At 47.4% G+C, this 19,279-nt stretch carries 19 protein-coding genes; 17 read left to right on the top strand and 2 right to left on the bottom strand.

Annotated elements, in window-relative coordinates:
• Positions 1-49 precede the first annotated feature (49 nt).
• On the top strand, positions 50-886 hold the full coding sequence (locus ACLTL4_RS05195) for a deoxyribonuclease IV (RefSeq protein WP_173866918.1): 837 nt from the start codon (positions 50-52) through the stop codon (positions 884-886).
• 18 nt (positions 887-904) lie between these two features.
• Here the strand turns inward: ACLTL4_RS05195 and ACLTL4_RS05190 are convergent, their stop codons facing one another.
• A complete protein-coding gene (locus ACLTL4_RS05190; RefSeq protein ID WP_147632285.1) occupies positions 905-1,426 on the bottom strand; it encodes a peptidylprolyl isomerase in 522 nt (173 codons plus the stop codon).
• Positions 1,427-1,602: 176 nt separating this feature from the next.
• On the opposite strand from ACLTL4_RS05190, the gene ACLTL4_RS05185 reads away from it, so the two are divergent.
• From ACLTL4_RS05185 to ACLTL4_RS05165, 5 genes are all read left to right on the top strand, one after another.
• Entirely contained in the window at positions 1,603-2,439 is an 837-nt protein-coding gene (locus ACLTL4_RS05185) for a GNAT family N-acetyltransferase (protein WP_412291216.1), read from the top strand.
• A 99-nt stretch (positions 2,440-2,538) separates the two neighbouring features.
• On the top strand, positions 2,539-3,117 hold the full coding sequence (locus tag ACLTL4_RS05180; RefSeq protein ID WP_173896036.1) for a phosphatase PAP2 family protein: 579 nt from the start codon (positions 2,539-2,541) through the stop codon (positions 3,115-3,117).
• Positions 3,118-3,193: 76 nt separating this feature from the next.
• Positions 3,194-5,947: an NYN domain-containing protein gene (locus ACLTL4_RS05175; RefSeq protein WP_412320302.1), complete on the top strand. Its 2,754-nt coding sequence runs from the start codon at positions 3,194-3,196 to the stop codon at positions 5,945-5,947.
• A gap of 80 nt (positions 5,948-6,027) precedes the next feature.
• Positions 6,028-7,740 (top strand): ABC-ATPase domain-containing protein, encoded by a 1,713-nt coding sequence (locus ACLTL4_RS05170; RefSeq protein ID WP_412291214.1) that lies wholly within the window; start codon positions 6,028-6,030, stop codon positions 7,738-7,740.
• A 242-nt stretch (positions 7,741-7,982) separates the two neighbouring features.
• Positions 7,983-9,965, top strand: coding sequence for a leucine-rich repeat protein (locus ACLTL4_RS05165; protein WP_412291213.1), 1,983 nt, complete (start codon positions 7,983-7,985; stop codon positions 9,963-9,965).
• Between the two features lie 111 nt (positions 9,966-10,076).
• On the opposite strand, the gene ACLTL4_RS05160 is transcribed toward ACLTL4_RS05165, so the two are convergent.
• The gene (locus tag ACLTL4_RS05160) at positions 10,077-10,577 is read right to left on the bottom strand and encodes a QueT transporter family protein (RefSeq protein ID WP_173866923.1); all 501 of its coding nucleotides are present in this window, start codon (positions 10,575-10,577) and stop codon (positions 10,077-10,079) included.
• Between the two features lie 382 nt (positions 10,578-10,959).
• Here ACLTL4_RS05160 and ACLTL4_RS05155 point away from each other — a divergent pair, with 382 nt between their 5' ends.
• From ACLTL4_RS05155 to ACLTL4_RS05105, 11 genes are all read left to right on the top strand, one after another.
• Complete coding sequence (locus ACLTL4_RS05155; protein ID WP_022119856.1) at positions 10,960-11,193, top strand: AtpZ/AtpI family protein; 234 nt, start codon at positions 10,960-10,962, stop codon at positions 11,191-11,193.
• The gene (locus ACLTL4_RS05150; protein WP_022119857.1) at positions 11,183-11,560 is read left to right on the top strand and encodes an ATP synthase subunit I; all 378 of its coding nucleotides are present in this window, start codon (positions 11,183-11,185) and stop codon (positions 11,558-11,560) included. The genes ACLTL4_RS05155 and ACLTL4_RS05150 overlap by 11 nt, the downstream gene beginning before the upstream one ends.
• A gap of 49 nt (positions 11,561-11,609) precedes the next feature.
• Positions 11,610-12,284 (top strand): F0F1 ATP synthase subunit A, encoded by a 675-nt coding sequence (gene atpB / locus ACLTL4_RS05145; protein WP_173866925.1) that lies wholly within the window; start codon positions 11,610-11,612, stop codon positions 12,282-12,284.
• A 100-nt stretch (positions 12,285-12,384) separates the two neighbouring features.
• Positions 12,385-12,651: an ATP synthase F0 subunit C gene (gene atpE / locus ACLTL4_RS05140; protein WP_022119859.1), complete on the top strand. Its 267-nt coding sequence runs from the start codon at positions 12,385-12,387 to the stop codon at positions 12,649-12,651.
• Between the two features lie 15 nt (positions 12,652-12,666).
• The gene (atpF, locus tag ACLTL4_RS05135; RefSeq protein WP_022119860.1) at positions 12,667-13,182 is read left to right on the top strand and encodes a F0F1 ATP synthase subunit B; all 516 of its coding nucleotides are present in this window, start codon (positions 12,667-12,669) and stop codon (positions 13,180-13,182) included.
• Positions 13,170-13,721 (top strand): ATP synthase F1 subunit delta, encoded by a 552-nt coding sequence (gene atpH, locus ACLTL4_RS05130; protein ID WP_022119861.1) that lies wholly within the window; start codon positions 13,170-13,172, stop codon positions 13,719-13,721. The genes atpF and atpH overlap by 13 nt, the downstream gene beginning before the upstream one ends.
• A 37-nt stretch (positions 13,722-13,758) precedes the next feature.
• Positions 13,759-15,273 (top strand): F0F1 ATP synthase subunit alpha, encoded by a 1,515-nt coding sequence (gene atpA / locus ACLTL4_RS05125; protein WP_147632293.1) that lies wholly within the window; start codon positions 13,759-13,761, stop codon positions 15,271-15,273.
• Between the two features lie 40 nt (positions 15,274-15,313).
• Positions 15,314-16,171 (top strand): ATP synthase F1 subunit gamma, encoded by an 858-nt coding sequence (gene atpG / locus ACLTL4_RS05120; RefSeq protein WP_412320301.1) that lies wholly within the window; start codon positions 15,314-15,316, stop codon positions 16,169-16,171.
• 41 nt (positions 16,172-16,212) lie between these two features.
• Positions 16,213-17,604, top strand: a complete 1,392-nt coding sequence (atpD, locus tag ACLTL4_RS05115; RefSeq protein WP_022119864.1) for a F0F1 ATP synthase subunit beta — start codon at positions 16,213-16,215, stop codon at positions 17,602-17,604.
• Positions 17,605-17,615: 11 nt separating this feature from the next.
• Positions 17,616-18,035, top strand: a complete 420-nt coding sequence (gene atpC, locus ACLTL4_RS05110; RefSeq protein WP_173896046.1) for an ATP synthase F1 subunit epsilon — start codon at positions 17,616-17,618, stop codon at positions 18,033-18,035.
• 398 nt (positions 18,036-18,433) lie between these two features.
• The gene (locus ACLTL4_RS05105; RefSeq protein ID WP_022119866.1) at positions 18,434-19,204 is read left to right on the top strand and encodes a YwmB family TATA-box binding protein; all 771 of its coding nucleotides are present in this window, start codon (positions 18,434-18,436) and stop codon (positions 19,202-19,204) included.
• The last annotated feature ends 75 nt before the right edge of the window (positions 19,205-19,279 follow it).

Below are 19,279 nucleotides of genomic sequence, written 5' to 3'. Positions count from 1 at the left end.
AACATAAAATGGAAACGAATCGTATTTATCGGAAAGGAGACAGAAAATCATGATTTATATAGGAAGCCATATTTCGTCTTCCAAAGGCTATGCTGCCATGGGCAGACAGGCATTAAAGCTTGGAGCGGATACGTTTGCCTTTTTCACACGCAATCCGAGAGGCGGAAGTGCGAAGGAAATCAGACAGGAAGATGTGGATAAATTTTTGAAAATTGCAAAAGAGGGTGGATTTGGGAAACTGGTGGCACATGCACCTTATACTTTAAATGCCTGTGCATCCAGAGAAGAAGTACGTACCTTTGCCAGAGAGGCATTTGCCGATGACCTGAGGCGTATGGAATACATTCCGGGAAATTATTATAATTTTCATCCGGGAAGCCATGTCGGTCAGGGAACCGAGGAAGGAATCCGCCTGATTTCGGAAATGCTCAACGAAAATCTGAAAAAAGAACAGACAACAACAGTACTTCTGGAGACAATGGCGGGAAAAGGAACAGAAGTCGGCAGAACGTTTGAAGAGCTGCAAAGTATCATGGAAAAGGTTCAACTTTCCGACAAACTGGGCGTGTGTCTGGATACCTGCCATGTATGGGATGCCGGTTATGATATCGTAAATGATCTCGATGAAGTATTAGAAGAATTTGACCGGGTGATCGGTCTGAAGAGATTGAAAGCGATCCATATCAATGACAGCTTAAATGAGAGAGGCAGCCACAAAGACCGCCATGCAAGGATCGGAGAAGGTAAGATCGGATTTCCGGCATTTGAGCGGATCGTGCGACATCCACACCTTCAGGGGCTGCCGTTTATCCTGGAAACACCGAACGATGAGGAAGGCTGGGCAAAAGAAATTGAGATGCTCCGAAGAGCATCCCAGGATCAGTAAATATCCGGCAGTGTCAGATTAACATTTTTCCGGTTCCGGATAATCAACGCCGAATGTATCAACGGTGATTGTGCGGATTACCTGAGGATCGAGCGGAGCATCGTTCCAGTCGGTATCTGTCTCAGCAATTTTATTTACAACATCAAGACCATCGGTCACTTTACCAAAGGCAGCATATGCACCGTCGAGGTGTGGTGCTGCTTTGTGCATAATGAAGAACTGAGAGCCGGCAGAATCCGGATGCATAGCACGGGCCATGGACAGAACACCTGCTTCATGTTTCAGCGGATTATGGAAGCCATTTTGGGAAAATTCGCCGCGGATGGTGTAGCCAGGACCGCCGGTACCATTTCCCAGAGGGCAGCCGCCCTGGATCATGAAACCTTCGATGACTCTGTGGAAAGTCAGACCGTCATAAAAGCCTTTTTTCACCAGGCTGATGAAGTTGTTTACAGAAACTGGTGCGATTTCCGGATAAAGCTCAGCTTTGATCACATCGCCGTTGTCCATGGTAATTGTAATAACTGGATTTTGAGCCATAATTGTATACTTCCTTTCTAAAATGCGGTATAATGATAAAATAGAATTGTGGGAGTTACATTGTAACGGAGCAATTCGTGGGCATTTTGTAGGATATACCTTCAACAGATATATCCTAGAAAGTATATCATGCAAATTTGCAGGAGACAAGGAGATTTTCAGAGGGGACGCTATCTATGAAAACAGTCGTATTTCATTTACAGGCGAAAACATGTGAAAAAGACATTTCAAAGTTAAAAGAAGAAATATTATCTTATAATATAAGAATCGAAGAAAAAGAACTTTCCGAGGTAAAAGAAGAAAAAGACAGTATTCTGGCGATTACGGATCAGTTTTTGGATGTTGATTATGCGAAGGAACACAACATCGCAGTTATTTTCTATGAGACACCGGGAACGAACCGCAGTGTGTCCGGTGTGGACATGGTCGTGCAGGGATTTGAAGAGCTGAATGTAGAGTATCTGCAGCTTATTTATATGCGACATCACGGATTGCCGTGGATCATTGCAAAGACGGATCGGATCTGCATCCGCGAGAGCGTGGAGGGGGATCTTACGGCTTTCCGGAAGCTCTACCAGGAAGAAGGGATGCTGGATTATCTGCCGAATCCGGAGTTTGAAGGTGAGGAAGGAAGAGAAAATTTTCGTCATTATATCCGCAGCATGTACCGTTTTTATAATTACGGGATCTGGACAGTGCTCGAGCGAAAAAACGGTGCAATTATCGGAAGAGTCGGCATTGAAAACGGAGAATATCAGGGACAGAGCGTACTGGAACTTGGCTATCTGATCGGGAAAGACTGGCGGCGACAGGGATTTGCAAGAGAAGCCGTTTCGATGACGGAACGGTTTGCAGCGGAAGTTTTGCAGGCGGATTCACTCCATGCTTTTATTCACCCGCAAAATGAATCATCTATTGCATTTATTAAAGCAATTGGATACGAAAAACTGGAACTGCCAGGAGAGGACGGAGTTCTGGTCTGGCAAAAAAATCTGCAAAAGGGCAGAATTTAGAAAACGTTTAGAAAAATTTCTCCGAATTGTTTAGAAAGAGCGATTAATATGAAATAGCTCTCGCAGATGAATGAGCTTAAAAACAAAAGAGGTGGAAAAATGCAAATCGAATTTCAGATTTTAGATGCACTGCAAAAGATACATACGCCAGTTCTGGATGGCGTGATGTGTCTGATCACATCACTTGGAAATGCCGGGATCATCTGGATTTTACTGACCATTGCCCTGCTGATTAATCCAAAGATCAGAAGAACAAAAGAGGGAACAGCGTGCAGACTTTTCGGGGAATCCGGCAGACGAAGCGGATGTATTTTGCTTGCAGCACTGATTCTTGACCTGATTCTGTGCAACGGTATTTTAAAAAATCTGTTTCACAGAGTACGGCCGTATGACATCAGAACATCCATCGAACTTCTGGTAAAAAGACCGGTGGATTATTCGTTTCCGTCCGGACATACGGCAGCTTCTTTTACTGCGGTGGTGGCACTTTCTTTTGCCGGTGAGAAAAGGGCATGGAAAGCGGCACTGGTTCTTGCATGTCTGATTGCATTTTCCAGAATGTATCTGTATGTACACTATCCGACCGATGTGCTCGGCGGTGTGCTGGTTGGGATTGCAGCAGGATATGGCGGATACCGGGTGGTGAAAGCACTGGAACAGTATAAAAAGGAAAAATAATACAGCATTTTACGAAAGCCCCGTTCTGTGGTATGATAACAGTCAGATTATTACACTACAGAAAGGGGCATTTTCAATGGGAGATACCTCAAAATATAAAGAAGAAAAACAGATCGCACTCGGGATCCTGGCTCATGTGGATGCCGGAAAGACGACGCTCTCCGAATCCATGCTGCACAAGGGCGGTATTGTGGACAATATAGGCAGAGTCGATAAAAAGAATGCTTTTCTCGATAATTATGAACTGGAAAAGGAGCGGGGCATCACAATCTTTTCCAAGCAGGCGGTGTTTCGGATCGGAAATATGAGAGTAACGCTTCTGGATACACCGGGACATATTGATTTTTCGGCGGAGATGGAGCGGACGCTTCAGGTGCTTGACTATGCGGTGCTTGTCATCAACGGGGCGGACGGTGTGCAGGGACATACCAGGACGCTCTGGAGACTCCTGGAGCGTTATCAGATCCCGGTGTTTTTGTTTATCAACAAAATGGATCAGTTCAAAGGAAATGATGAGGAAAAGCAGGAAGAGCAGGAGCGTCTCCTTGCCAGTCTTCAGAAAGAACTGAGTACTTCCTGCCTTGATTTTGGCGGAGAATGGGATGCGGCATTTCTGGAGAACCTGGCTTTGTGTGAGGAAGAGGTGCTGGAGCATTATCTGGAATCGGGAGAAGTAGAAGAGGCAGATATTGTAAAAATGGTCGCACAGCGGAAAGTATTTCCATGCTATTTTGGTTCTGCATTGAAAGAGGAAGGTGTGGACAAATTTCTGAAAGGTGTGGAAACTTATACGGCAGAAAGAAAATACGGGGATAAGTTTGCAGCCAGAGTTTTCAAGATTGCAAGAGATGCACAGGGAAACCGGCTGACCTACCTCAAAGTGACCGGCGGCGTGCTGAAGGTCAAGATGCTGCTCAAAGGTGAAAATCGCAATGCAGAGGAGACGGAGATCTGGGAAGAAAAGGTCGACCAGATCCGCATTTATTCTGGGGCACGTTATGAGATGGTAAAGGAGGCAAAGGCAGGGATGGTCTGTGCGGTCACCGGACTGGATCATACGTTTGCAGGGGAAGGCCTGGGCCTAGAAGAAGAAAGCACGATTCCGCTGCTGGAGCCGGTGCTTTCCTATAAGATCGAACTGCCGCCGGAATGTGATGCCCATCAGATGCTTTGCAAACTGCGTCAGCTGGAGGAGGAAGAGCCGCAGCTGCACATCGTATGGGAAGAACAGAGTTCGGAGATTCATGCAAAGCTGATGGGAGATGTGCAGATCGAGATTCTGCAGAGCCTGATCAGAGAGCGGTTTGGCGTGGATGTCTCATTTGGAGAGGGCAGCATTGTCTATAAAGAGACGATCGCAGGACCGGTGGAAGGCATCGGACATTTTGAGCCGCTGCGTCACTATGCGGAGGTGCATTTGCTTCTGGAGCCTCTGGAGCGTGGAAGCGGCGTTCAATTTGATACGGATTGCAGCGAAGATCTGCTGGACCGGAACTGGCAGCGGCTGATCCTTACGCATCTGGAGGAAAAAGAGCATATCGGTGTGCTGACCGGTTCGGCGATCACAGATATCAAGATTACATTGATCGCAGGAAGGGCACATCAGAAACACACCGAGGGCGGTGATTTCCGTCAGGCGACGTATCGGGCCGTGCGTCAGGGACTGAAGCGTGCCAGAAGTATTCTGCTGGAGCCGTGTTATGAGTTCTGTCTGGAGATTCCGATGGAGAATGTCGGAAGAGCGATGACGGATCTTCAGAATATGGGGGCAGATTTTGAGCAGCCGATGATCGAGGACAAGATGGCAGGCATCAAAGGCCGGGCTCCGGTTTCTACAATGCGTGGTTATCAGAAAGAAGTTATTTCCTACACAAGAGGATTTGGAAACCTGGCCTGCAGTTTTGGCGGTTATATCGAATGTCACAATGCAGAAGAAGTGATCGCGGCATATGATTATGATTCGGAGCATGATCTGATGAATCCGACCGGATCGGTATTCTGTGCACACGGAGCCGGATTTGTCGTTCCGTGGGATCAGGTTCCAGACTATATGCATCTGGAAGAACGCAGGATCGCAGATACGCAGTCAGCAGACGGGGAACAGGCATCTGATGATAAAAAGAGAAGCGAAAGTGGACAGGCAGACGGCAGCTGGATCAGTTCCGCAGAATACAAAAAGCGACAGGCAGATTACTGGAGGGGCGAAAAAGAGCTGGAAGAGATTTTTGCCCGCACGTACGGAGAAGTTAAAAGAAGGCTTCCGTCCGAGCAGGAATATCGCAGAGTACATGTCACAGCTTCCGAGCCGGTCTATCGTCCTGCAAAACCGAAAAAAGCGGAAAAAGAATACCTTCTGGTGGACGGTTACAACATTATTTTCGCCTGGGAAGAGTTAAAAGAGCTGTCAAAGATCAACATTGACAGTGCGAGAGACCGCCTGAAAGATATTTTGTGCAATTATCAGGGGTATCGCAAGTGTACGCTGATCCTGGTATTTGATGCTTACCGTGTGAAAGGACACCGGGAGGAGATCACAAAATATCACAATATCCATGTGGTCTATACAAAAGAGGCAGAAACAGCCGATATGTTTATCGAAAAGACCGTCCATGCGATCGGTAGGAAATATCAGGTTACAGTAGCAACTTCCGACGGACTGGAACAGGTGATCATCATGGGACAGGGCGGAAAGAGGCTGTCAGCTGCCGGACTCAAAGAAGAAGTCGATATGGCGGCAGCTCAGATGAAAGAACATCTGGAGGCGGCGAAGCCAAAAACAAAAACCTATCTTGGGGAATATTTTCCGGAAGATTCTGGAAAAGCAGAGTAAAATTTTTTGCCGGACAGAAGCCCGGAAAAATGAATATCATATAAAACATAGTATAAATGTCATATAGTGAGGTATCGAAAATGAAAATGGCAGAAGAGCTTCAAAGAGAGCTCCGCAGTATCAACCGTAAAAGTTATCCGGCGTACAAGGGGCTGAAAGGGGCATATCAGTTCCCGGATTACCAGCTTTTTATCGAGCATGTGCAGGGTGATCCATTCGCAGCACCGTCCGCACTGCGGATTTTTGTGCCGCACAGCAAGGCAAAATTTCCGGAAAGATATTATTGGGATAAGTGCAGCAAGGTTGCATTGCAGGATGCTTTGCTCCGACGTTTTGCGGAAATATCCGCAAAATTCTGTTACCAGGCAAAAGGCTCCGGTAAGAGCGGTGTGATCCAGGTCAGTCACTGCGGACAGGAAGTTCTGGAGCGAACTGCCTGTGAGATCACAAAGGAAGGCATCCACATCCGCTTTTTTGTCGGTTTTCCGGCAAATGGACGCACGATCAATTCCGGCGAACTGGAAAAGATTCTGTTTGTGTATCTTCCGAAGTGCGTGGAAATGTCTCTGTATCACAGAAAAGTTCCGGAAAGAGAGACCGAGCAGGTGATTTGTTTAAAAGAGGATCAGAGGGTAATAAGGGAAGAATTAAAGAAAAGAGGTCTGATCGCATTTGTGGCAAATGGTTCGATTCTGCCAAGACAGAGCGGAAATTCTGATCTGCCGATGAAGGATGCCGTCCCGTTTCAGTCCCCAAAGAGCATGGAAATCACCATACAGCTTCGACATCGTGGTTCGATCACAGGTATGGGGATCAGAAAAGGGATCACGCTGATCGCCGGCGGCGGTTATCATGGAAAATCGACGCTGCTTGAGGCACTCGAAAAAGGCGTTTACGATCACATCGCCGGAGATGGAAGAGAATTTGTGATCACGGATGATACTGCCTGGAAACTTCGGGCGGAGGATGGCAGAAAGATTAAGGATGTTGATATTTCGCTGTTTATCAATCATCTTCCAAATGGAAGAAATACCAGAAGATTTTCTACTCTGGATGCCAGCGGCAGTACCTCACAGGCGGCAAATATTATAGAAGCGATCGAGGCGAAAAGCCAGGTTCTGCTGATTGATGAAGATACTTCCGCAACGAATTTTATGGTGCGTGATGAGCTGATGCAGCGTGTGATCCAGAAGGACAAGGAGCCGATCACGCCGTTTCTGGAGCGGGCGAGAGATCTCTATGAAAAGGCAGGCATCTCTACGATCCTGGTAGTCGGAAGCTGTGGTTCGTATTTTTATATCGCAGATCAGATCATTCAGATGGACAATTACTGTCCGGTGGATATTACAGAGAAAACCAGAAAACTGCTGAAAGAATATAAAAAACCGGACTGTGAGGCAGAAGGCTTTGCACTGCCGTCTGAAAAAAGAAGTATATCCTTTGGAAGCTCTGTGGTACGAAGGAAAAATTACCGCGGAACCGGTATGGTAGAAGAACACGAAAAATTAAAAGTGATGGGAAGAGAAAGTCTGATGCTTGGCAAAGAACAGCTGGATCTTCGCTATCTGGAGCAGCTTGCGGACCGGGAACAGACCCAGACACTGGGGTATCTTCTCAAATATGCAAAAGAGCAGTACAGCGGCAAAACAACAGATCTTACGGCACTGATGGAATCTCTGATCCGGAAACTGGAAAAAGAAGGGATCGGAAGTGTGAGCGGGCAGAAAGAGATTCCGGCCGGGATGGCAATGCCACGAAGACAGGAGATTTATGCGTGCTTTAATCGCTTCTGACCCTGGCATCTTTGAATCGTTACAAAAATATTACAAATATTTACAATTTTACATATTTGTATCAAAATTGTTATGTACCATGTATGTGTCGGGGGGATCTGGAAGTGCAGTACATGAAAAGATTGCCCACGACATTCTTGAAAGCATTTGTCAGGAGATGACAGGCGGAGAAAATGTGAAATGCTGAAGAGAAAGCGTGGGTGTTTTCTGTTCGGTTCGATGATAAAGGAGGTACAAAACGTATGAAACGCAGAAAATATTTACTTGCTTGCCTGCTTGCAGGTGTTACCATTGCCATGCCGGCAGGGCAGCTCAGTTTTGCAGCAGGGGCACAGAACGATATCAGCCTGATGGCAGAGTCCGAAAACCAGAGCGAGACACAGTCTGAAAGCCAGAGTGAATCGGAGACGCAGAGTGAATCACAGTCTGAGAGTCAGAGTGAATCGGAGACGGAGACACAGGACCCGAATGTTCCGGAAGGATACAAAGGCATTTACAAGGTCAGTGACCTGAGTCTGTTATCTTCCAAGCCGGACGGAAAATATATGCTGATGGCGGATCTGGATCTGAACAGTGCAGAACAGGCAAGTATTTCTGTATTTCGCGGTACACTGGATGGAAACAACCATACGATCAAAGGACTGAAGCAGGCACTGTTCCAGGTGCTTGAAGAGGGAACGGTGAGCAACCTGAATTTATCGGGTGTGCAGATCAGCGGCAGCGGCGATACCGGTGCACTTGCAAATGTCATCGGAACCGGCAAAAAAAGTGCAGTTACGATCCAGAATCTCACGATCACCGGAAGTGTTACAGGTACCGGGAATACCGGAGCACTGGCGGGTGTTTTGAAGGGGACAGATGTCGTGATCTCGAGGATCGCTAACAGTGCGACTGTAGCCGGAACGGCAAATGCCGGCGGCCTGATCGGACTTGTACAGGCAACAGATGACCAGGAAGGGGCGGCATCTGTGAAGCTGACAGAGAGCTATAACATCGGAGAGGTCAGTGCGGTAACAGCAGGAGGACTGATCGGTGCAGCAGAGATCCCAAATCTGGCAGCGGCAAGAAACATTGAGATCGCAAACTGCTACAACGCAGGCGTATTGGAAAAAGGGGCCAATATCGTAGCGAAGATCACAGCAGGGAACGGTCAGGTTGTGATCAATAAATGTGTCGGTATTCAGTTTTATTATTCTGTGGCATCCGGCATGGTCGGCACGTCCACAATGGCAGCAGGCAGCACACAGACATCCGGCTGCAGCATTTCAAACAGCTACTATTACAGCATGAATCCGGTCTATGCATTTGAAACAGGAAACTGCATTACTGGAACAGCAACGGCACTCAATGATGTGCAGATCAAGACACAGAGCTATTTCAAAGATTTTGATTTCGATGGCATCTGGGCTTTGAATGCAGCAGAAAACGGCGGTTATCCGTATCTGAAACAGACCACCATGCTGCCGGTCAGCTATGTGGCACCGACTGCCGGAACGGTTCTAATAGACAGCAAAACGGGCGGCAAGTATCTTGTAAGCACCAGAAGCAAAGCAGTTTCCTACGCAGGCGTGCTGGATGAGGAGATCACTTCCGTGAGCATCCCATCTCAGGTGGAGATCAACGGCATAACGTATAATGTAACGGCGATCGCAGAAGGGGCACTGAGAGGAAACACAAAGATCACCTATGTATCCGTTCCGTACAGTGTGACGGAAGTTGGAAAATATGCATTTAAGGGATGCACATCTCTTGTAAAAGTAAGCACCCTCAAATATGTGAAGAATATTTATCAGGAAGCATTTGACGGCTGTACAAATCTGACCACGATCGGCGTAACCAATTATCGGATCACACTTCCGTCTGTTGAAATGATCGGTGTGCGTGCATTCCGCAGAGTGCCAAAGGTGCACAGAGTTTATATTTCCTCAAAGAATCTGACTACAATCAAGAAAGGTGCGTTCCGTGAGTGTACCGGCATGACCAAGTTTAACGTAGTTTCAACGAAACTGAACAGTCTGCAGAAATATGCACTGTATGGAAACAGCAAGCTGAAAACGATCATCTTCAAAAGCGAGCACCTGACAAAGAGCAATGTGGGAAGCAAGACATTTAGCGGAATCAAATCAACGGCAACCTTTACGGTTCCGGCAGGTTCCGTTCAGAATTATAAAGATTTATTTAAGAGCAAGGGAGCGGGGAGTAAATTTAAGGTTAAAAGTTTGTAAAAAAGATTGAGAAGCGTTAAGGGTATTTACAAAAAACTCATATAAAATAAAAAAACTTCTGAGATCCGGTATGGATTTCAGAAGTTTTTTAATACTTAGCTTATAACCTTTTCAGGCTTTTGCTGTGTCACGGAAGATCACATGGCTGTAATTTTTCAGGGCACTTTGCAGAACCAGTCCGATCACACCGCAGGAAAGTACTTCACCGATGCCGACTGTCAGCATCATAAACGGGATCGGCAGATTGACACCGTATCCGTAGTAAAGGACGAACGGTACGATCAGGGTGTTGGCAATGATCGGCGGCAGCGGAGCTAAGAATCTGCTCTTTTTACGCAGGGCATAAGTTCCGAGGGCTCCAAGCAGTGTGGCAATGCTGCCGAAAATAATATCAGCAGGGATTGCACCGCCGAACAGGTTGGCAATAATACATCCGACAAACAGTCCCGGAATCGCAGCCGGTGTGAAGAATGGCAGGATGGTCAGTGCTTCAGAAATACGAACCTGTACTTCACCGAAACTGAACGGTGCAAAGATGATCGTCAGCACGACATAGATCGCTGCGATCACAGCAGCCTGGGTTAAAAAGGTTACCTTGTTAGACTTTTTCATGATATTTTTCTCCTTTAGTTTTGTTTTATGAGTGGAAGGTCACGAACACTCAGCACATTTTACGGCGGTGACCGCCGGCAAGCCCGATAAGACCTTGTTTTTAAGGGCTTTGCAACGGCTCAAAGTATAACACAGTGCCGGAAAGATTGCAACAGAAAGCTGGAAAATCCATGCTGTGCCAGAATCTGGAAGCGTATTTCGACACTTCCCTGAAAGTGTATAAAAATTTGGCATTTTTGGAGGAATGTATACCAGATTTGGTAGACAAAAAGGGAAAAGTAAGATAAACTAAAATTTGTGGTAAATGCTCTTTTGCATTTACAAAGAGGTAAAAAAGAAATCATGTATCAGAAAAGGCGAAGATGGAGTATGAGGAGGAAAAATGAAGTTTGAAAAAGAAGTGATGCAGAATCTTGCTATGGTCACACAGCTTGGGATTTCTATGCTGGCTCCGATCATTCTCTGCGTATTCGCAGGCCACTGGCTGGATGAGCATTTCGGGTTTCACAGCGTGATCGTGCTGCTTCTCTTTGGTATCGCAGCAGGTGTACGCAACTGTTATCTGATCTTAAAACAGCTTATTCCGAAAAAAGGAGAAAAGAAACATGGAAGATAAGGTATTGAAAAGTCTGATTTCCGGTATCCTATTATGTGGAATACTGTTTCAGGCAGTCTTTGTGTGGTTTTCTGATGCAAAGGTCTTTTTTTCACTGGGGCTGTGGATCGGAGTCGGCGTTGCCGTTTTTATGGCATGGCACATCAGGTACAGTTTAGAAGATGCACTTGATATGTCAGAGGGCGATGCTCCGAAACATATGTACCGTATGTATGGCATCCGTATGGCAGTCGTGCTGGTTGTATTTTTTATTACTGCCTATTTTGAGATCGGCAGTATGATCGGCGTTCTGCTTGGAGTGATGACTCTGAAAGTCGGAGCATATATGCAGCCTTTGCTTCAGAAAATAAAAAAGAAAAGAAGGTGAATGAGTGAGAGCAGGTTTTTTGCTGGCGGCAAGTGGTGACGTGGATTTTATGATCCATGGACTGTTCAAGTACAGGTTATTCGGACAGGAATTTTGGATCACGACCACGCATGTCAGCATACTCGTGGTGATGCTGGTACTGTTTGTGTTTGCACTTGCGGCAAACCGGACGATGCGTCACGCACAGGAAGTGCCGGGATTTTTCCAGAATATCGTCGAGATGATCGTGGAAATGCTGGATGGCATGGTAGAGAGCAGCATGGGAAGTTATGCGAAGAAATATCGCAACTACATCGGATCGATCTTTATCTTTATTTTTGTCAGTAATATCTCAGGTCTGTTTGGGCTTCGGCCTCCGACAGCGGACTATGGCGTAACACTTCCACTGGGAATTATCACATTTTGTATCATACAGTACAACAATGTGAAGTATAACAAATTTGGTGCATTTACCGATCTGTTTAAGCCAATCCCGATCCTCTTCCCGATCAACCTGATCGGAGAGATCGCAGTGCCGTTTTCTCTGTCACTGCGTCTGTTCGGAAATGTGCTTTCCGGAACGGTTATGATGTCACTGATCTACTCACTGCTTTCCAAGATCGCAGTGGGCTGGCCGGGATTTCTTCATATTTACTTTGATCTTTTCTCCGGTGCAATACAGACCTATGTGTTCTGTATGCTGACAATGGTATTTACTTCACAGAAAATGCCGCAGGAAAATTAAAAGATGTCAAAGCCCCGGAAGCGGATCCGTTCGCAGCAGGTGGGAGGCATCAACTGGCAACATCAAGAAATCATATTTTAATATTTAGGAGGTACATCTCATGGATGGAATTACAGGTAAGGCACTGGTTTTAGCATGCTCTGCAATTGGTGCAGGTCTTGCAATGATCGCAGGTATTGGTCCTGGTGTAGGTCAGGGTATTGCAGCCGGATATGGTGCAAGTGCAGTAGGAAGAAACCCGGGTGCAAAAGGTGATATTATGTCAACCATGCTTTTAGGTCAGGCAGTTGCCGAGACAACAGGTCTTTATGGTCTTGCTATCGCATTTATCCTGCTGTTCGCAAACCCGCTGATCGGCAAGCTGTAAAAAGGGGGCAAAACGTTGGAACGACTGTTTAATCTGGATCCTCAGCTGATTCACGACGCCGTTCTGCTGGCACTTGCAGTATTTGTCATGTTTACGTTTCTGTCCTATCTGCTGTTTAATCCGGCAAGAGATTTCCTGAAAAAGAGACAGGATAAGATCAAAAATGATCTGGATACCGCCGCAGCAGATAAAGCAGATGCACGTAAACTCAAAGAAGATTACAATGCGAAAATTCAGAATATCAATGCAGAGGCAGAAGAAATTCTGGCACAGGCAAGACAGAAAGCTCTGGATAACGAAGCGAAGATCATTGCCGAAGCAAAAGAAGAAGCTGCAAGAATTCTTTCAAGAGCAAATGCCCAGGTTGAACTGGAGCGTAAAGCTGCTGCAGATGATATGAAGAAAGAAATGATCGCACTTGCATCTTTGATGGCAGAAAAGGCAGTAGCCGGTGCGGTTGATGCAAAAGTTCAGGATACGATGGTAGAGAGTACACTGAAAGAAATAGGGGAGGACACATGGCGAAAGTAGCGGCGAAGGTATACGGTGACGCGCTGTTCGAGCTGGCGGTGGAAGAGAACCGCTGTGACCAGTTTCTGGAAGAGATTTGTGCCGTAGAGAACGCACTTGACCAGAATCCCCAGGCAGAGACGCTGCTCTGCCATCCGGGTATCGGCAGCGAGGAAAAGCAGGATTTTATTGAAAAATGTTTCAAGGGAAACGTCTCAGACGATATGACAGGATTTTTACAGATTCTTGTGAAGAAGGGACGCTTTTCCGAGAGAAATGCCATATTTGCATATTTTACAGCTAAAGTGAAAGAATACAAAAAAATTGGTGTGGCTCTGGTGACATCTCCATTTGAGCTTACCGCAGAACAGAAGACTAAGATCGAAAAGAGACTTCTGGATACTACGGACTACAAAAAGATGGAGATCACATACCGCGAGGATAAGACGCTGATCGGCGGTCTGGTGATCCGGATCGGAGACCGTGTCATTGACACCAGTATAAAGAGCAGGCTGGAAGAGCTGAGGCTGCAGCTCATGGGAATTTCCCTCGAAGCCTGAGAGAAGAAAACAGCATGAAAGAAGGTGCAAAGACCTTATGAATTTGAAACCTGAGGAAATAAGCTCAGTGATAAAAGAAGAGATCAAAAGATATTCTTCCCATATGTCCGTTGCAGAAGTGGGCACGGTTATTCAGGTTGCAGATGGTATCGCACGTATCCACGGCCTTGAGAAGGCGATGCAGGGTGAGCTTCTGGAGTTTCCGCATGGTGTGCGGGGCATGGTGCTCAACCTGGAGGAGGATAACGTAGGTGCCGTACTGCTCGGTGATGCAACGAATATCGAAGAGGGCGATATCGTAAAGACTACCGGCACCGTTGTGGAAGTTCCGGTAGGCGATGAGATGATCGGCAGGGTTGTCAATGCCCTTGGACAGCCGATCGATGGCAAAGGTCCGATCTCAAGCAGGAAATTCCGTAAGATCGAAAGAGTAGCTTCCGGAGTTATCGACCGAAAGAGCGTAGATACCCCGCTTCAGACAGGTATCAAGGCAATTGACTCCATGGTGCCGATCGGAAGAGGACAGCGTGAGCTGATCATCGGAGACCGTCAGACCGGTAAGACAGCGATCGCGATTGACACGATCATCAACCAGAAGGGTCAGAATGTAAAATGTATTTATGTAGCGATCGGTCAGAAAGCATCGACCGTTGCCAATATCGTAAAGACACTGGAAGAAAACGGAGCCATGGATTATACAACCGTTGTAGCATCCACTTCCAGTGAACTTGCTCCGCTGCAGTATATCGCACCGTATTCCGGATGTGCGATCGGAGAAGAATGGATGGAGAATGGAGAGGACGTACTGATCATTTACGATGATCTGTCCAAACATGCGACAGCTTACCGTACACTTTCCTTACTTCTGCGTCGTCCACCAGGCCGTGAAGCTTATCCGGGAGACGTTTTTTATCTGCATTCCAGACTTCTGGAGCGTGCGGCGAGACTTTCCGATGAACTTGGCGGAGGATCTCTGACGGCACTGCCGATCATCGAGACACAGGCAGGTGACGTTTCCGCTTATATTCCGACGAACGTTATTTCCATCACAGACGGTCAGATCTATCTGGAGACAGAGATGTTCAATGCCGGATTCCGCCCGGCGGTAAATGCCGGACTTTCTGTATCACGAGTTGGAGGTTCCGCTCAGATCAAGGCAATGAAAAAGATTGCTGCCCCAATCCGAGTAGAGCTGGCACAGTTCCGTGAGCTGGCATCTTTTGCACAGTTTGGTTCCGAACTGGATGCCGATACCAAAGAAAAGCTGGCACAGGGCGAGCGTATCCGTGAAGTCCTCAAACAGCCGCAGTATGCACCAGTTCCGGTAGAATATCAGGTTATCATCCTGTATGCGGCTACCAGAAAACATCTGCTGGATATTCCGACAGAAAAAGTTCTGGAGTTTGAAGAAGCACTGTTTGAATATATCAAGACCAAATATCCGGAGATTCCGGAGAGCATCAAAGAAACCAGGGTACTTTCCGACGAAGCAGAGCAGAAACTGATCCAGGCGATCGGTGAGTGCAAAGCAAAATTTTCTGCAGCTGAATAAAGCAGCATGATGACGGAAAAGAAAGCAGGAGGATGATACCATGGCTTCAATGAGAGATATTCAGAGGCACAGAAACAGTATCGCCAGCACACAGCAGATCACAAAAGCCATGAAGCTGGTTTCCACCGTAAAGCTTCAGAGGACGAGGGAAAAAGCGGAAGAATGTAAACCGTATTTTAACCATATGTATGCCACGGTGACCAGTATGCTTGCACGTACCGGCATTGTGGAACACCCGTATCTGAAAAGCGGAAAATCGGGGAAAAAGGGTGTGATCGTCATCTCATCCAACAGAGGACTGGCAGGCGGTTACAACTCCAACATCGTGAAAATGCTCACGCAGGGCGAACTGGAAGGAAAAGAGCTTCTGATCTATAACATCGGCCGAAAAGGGCATGAAGCACTGGAACGAAAAGGCTATGAGATTGCAGAAGATTACAGCGAGGTGATCAATTCCCCTCTGTATTCGGATGCGGTGGAGATCAGCCAGAGAGTCCTGAAAGATTTCGAGGAAGAGAAGATCGGAGAGATTTATCTTGTCTATACCAGCTTCAAAAACACGGTGGTACATGAGCCGAAACTTTTAAAGCTGCTTCCGGTGGAATTCAGTGACAAAGAGCTGTCCGATGCAGAGCGGAATACGCCGATGAACTACAAGCCGGGCGAGGAAGAAGCCCTGGATATGATTATACCAAAATATATCGCAAGTCTTCTGTACGGAGCGTTAAACGAGGCGGCAGCCAGCGAAAACGGTGCACGTATGCAGGCAATGGATGCAGCTACGAGCAATGCAGAGGACATGATGGAAAGCCTGGAACTGCAGTACAACCGTGCAAGACAGGGCTCGATCACGCAGGAGCTGACCGAGATCATTGCAGGAGCCGAGGCTGTTGAATAGAAACGTCTGCCGCAGTATATGCGGCATTACTAGGAGGAAACATGGCAGAACAAATTCAAGGAAAGATCACGCAGATCATTGGTGCGGTCCTGGATATTAAATTTCCGGAAGGCAAGCTGCCAAAGATCTACGACGCGATCCATATCGCAGCTCCGGACGGCGGTGTGCTGACGGCAGAAGTTGCACAGCACTTAGGTGACGATACGGTGCGATGCATTGCGATGGGACCGACCGATGGGCTGGTTCGTGGTGCCGAAGCGATCGCAACCGGTGCACCGATCACCGTTCCGGTCGGAGAAAAGACACTTGGACGTATCTTCAATGTAACCGGAGATGCGATTGATAAAAAGCCGGCACCGGAAGGCGTCGAGTATTTACCGATCCACAGAAAAGCACCTTCTTTTGAAGAACAGTCCACATCTACCGAGATCCTGGAGACCGGTATCAAGGTAGTCGATCTGCTTTGCCCGTATCAGAAAGGCGGTAAGACCGGTCTGTTCGGAGGAGCAGGTGTAGGAAAGACCGTTCTGATTCAGGAGCTGATCCACAATATCGCAACCGAGCACGGTGGATATTCCGTATTTACCGGAGTTGGTGAGCGTACACGAGAAGGAAATGACCTCTATCACGAGATGGAGGAATCCGGAGTTATCAATAAGACCACCATGGTGTTCGGTCAGATGAACGAGCCGCCTGGAGCACGTATGCGTGTCGGTCTTACCGGACTTACGATGGCAGAATATTTCCGTGACCAGGCAGGAAAAGATGTCCTGCTGTTCATCGACAATATTTTCCGTTTTACGCAGGCAGGTTCCGAGGTTTCCGCCCTGCTTGGACGTATGCCGTCCGCAGTAGGATACCAGCCGACACTGCAGACCGAGATGGGTGCTCTTCAGGAGCGTATCACTTCCACAAAGAGCGGTTCCATCACATCCGTACAGGCCGTTTATGTGCCGGCGGATGACCTGACAGACCCGGCACCGGCTACGACATTCGCACATCTGGATGCTACGACTGTACTTTCCCGTTCCATCGTAGAGCTGGGAATTTATCCGGCAGTTGATCCGCTGGAGTCCACATCCCGTATTCTGGACCCGCGTATCGTAGGCGAGGAACACTATAAAACGGCACGAGGCGTGCAGGAGATCCTGCAGAAATACAAAGAACTTCAGGATATCATAGCCATCCTTGGTATGGACGAGCTTTCCGAGGACGACAAGCTGGTCGTGAGCCGTGCGAGAAAAGTACAGAGATTCCTGTCACAGCCGTTCTTTGTGGCAACACAGTTTACCGGTCTGGACGGACGTTATGTGCCGCTCTCTGAGACCATCCGCGGATTCCGCGAGATTCTCGAAGGCAAGCACGATGATGTTCCGGAAAGCTACTTCCTGAACGCAGGCTCGATCGATGATGTCACAGCCCGCATGAAATAGGGAGGTGTAAAATGGCAGCAGACAATCTTTTTGATCTGAAGATCATTACACCGGATCGTGTATTTTACAGTGGAAAAGCCAGTTTTCTAGAGCTGAATACCGTAGAAGGCGGGATTGGTATCTATAAGAACCATATTCCGATGACAACTGTTCTGGAGCCGGGGATCGCCACGATCACCGAAGAAGGCGGAAATAAAAAGGAAGCAGCACTGCACACCGGATTTATGGAAATCTTAGGTGACAGGATCACGATCCTTGCAGAGATCGCCGAGTGGCCGGATGAGATTGACCGCAACCGGGCACAGGAAGCAAAGATCCGTGCAGAACGCAGACTGCAGAATGATAAGTCCAACATCAATATCACGCGGGCAGAGCTGGCGCTGCACAAGGCACTGGTTCGTATCGAACTGGCAGACCATGTAACAAAATAATAATAATGATGTGGGTGTCAAAAGTCCCCAACTATGATGCCTACGGATTGTTCCGTGCGTTGCACTCCCACAATCCTCCCCAGTATTCGCATATCGTGGGATTATCATCCCACTTTTATGCTCATATCGGGGCGGGTCCCAAGGTCTTTCATCCACCTATGAGCAAGCTCATGTGGATTTAGACCTTTTGACCCTGGCATCATCATAATAATAAGAAAACCGGCAGGATATGTTTATATCCGGGCCGGTTTTCTGCTGCCTGAAGTTTTCAGTACTTAACTTGAGATGAAAATGTTCTGCAAAAGCAAACGAAAAGAGTTTTTCCGTATATTCTTCCAGAGACGGGAAATAATGAAAACAGACGAAACTAAATTTGGGAAACAATGGAGGGATATAGGATGCAAAGATGGCTGAAACGGGCAGGACTGATTCTGTTTTTTGGCCTGTGGGCAGCGGCAGGACTGCAGATCTGGGCAAAGAAGCAGGAAAGCAGAGAGATGGAGGCAGTGGCAGCGTTCTCGAATATTGGAACAGACAACCGCAGCGGTATCGTGCAGTACTATGGAAAGCTGAAAAAAGAGAAGCAGGTGCAGATGCTGGAACGCCGGGAAGAATACCTGCGGCAGATCGCAGCCTCACTTGGTATTTCCAGTCAGATTCTGGTCTATCGTACCTACGGAGAGGACAGTCAGAGTGTCGTACTGCAAAAAGAAGGGGCAAACGCCGATACTGTGCTACGTCTTGTCACCTGGAGAGAAAAAGGGGCGATCACCGGACAGAGCCTGTATGCAAACGTGACTATTCCCGGCGGCGGATTTGAAGAGGCACAGACCTTAAGAACGAAAATGCAGAACGTTCTGGATGAAACGATGGAAAGCAAACGAAGCAGTGTGGCAGTGCAAGGGTTTTATCTCGGAAATCTGTCAGAAGAGAAAAAAGAAGCGATCGCAGAACAGCTGCTGGAAGATATGCATGCCAGAACCGTGATCAAAAACCAGGATGGGAATTTGTATACGGTTTATGCCTACAGTCCCTGTTTTTCGGAGAGTGTAAGGCAGGGGACAACCCGGGTAAATCTGGCACTGACCATGTATTACAACAGCAGGACGCAGCAGACAGAAATATGTGCGGCAGTTCCGGCAATCGGGGTGAGCGGGGAAAGTGCTTGATTATTTGCAGAAGATTGCGTATGATAAAGCGTATAGTATCTTCTGACAACTGCAGCATGCATTGTCAGGCAAATA

This window comes from Hominisplanchenecus sp., assembly GCF_046967715.1.
Classification (GTDB): Bacteria; Bacillota; Clostridia; order Lachnospirales; family Lachnospiraceae; genus Hominisplanchenecus; species Hominisplanchenecus faecis.
The sequence above is the reverse complement of the archived record's forward strand: the minus strand, read 5'-3'. Positions and strand labels throughout refer to the sequence as shown.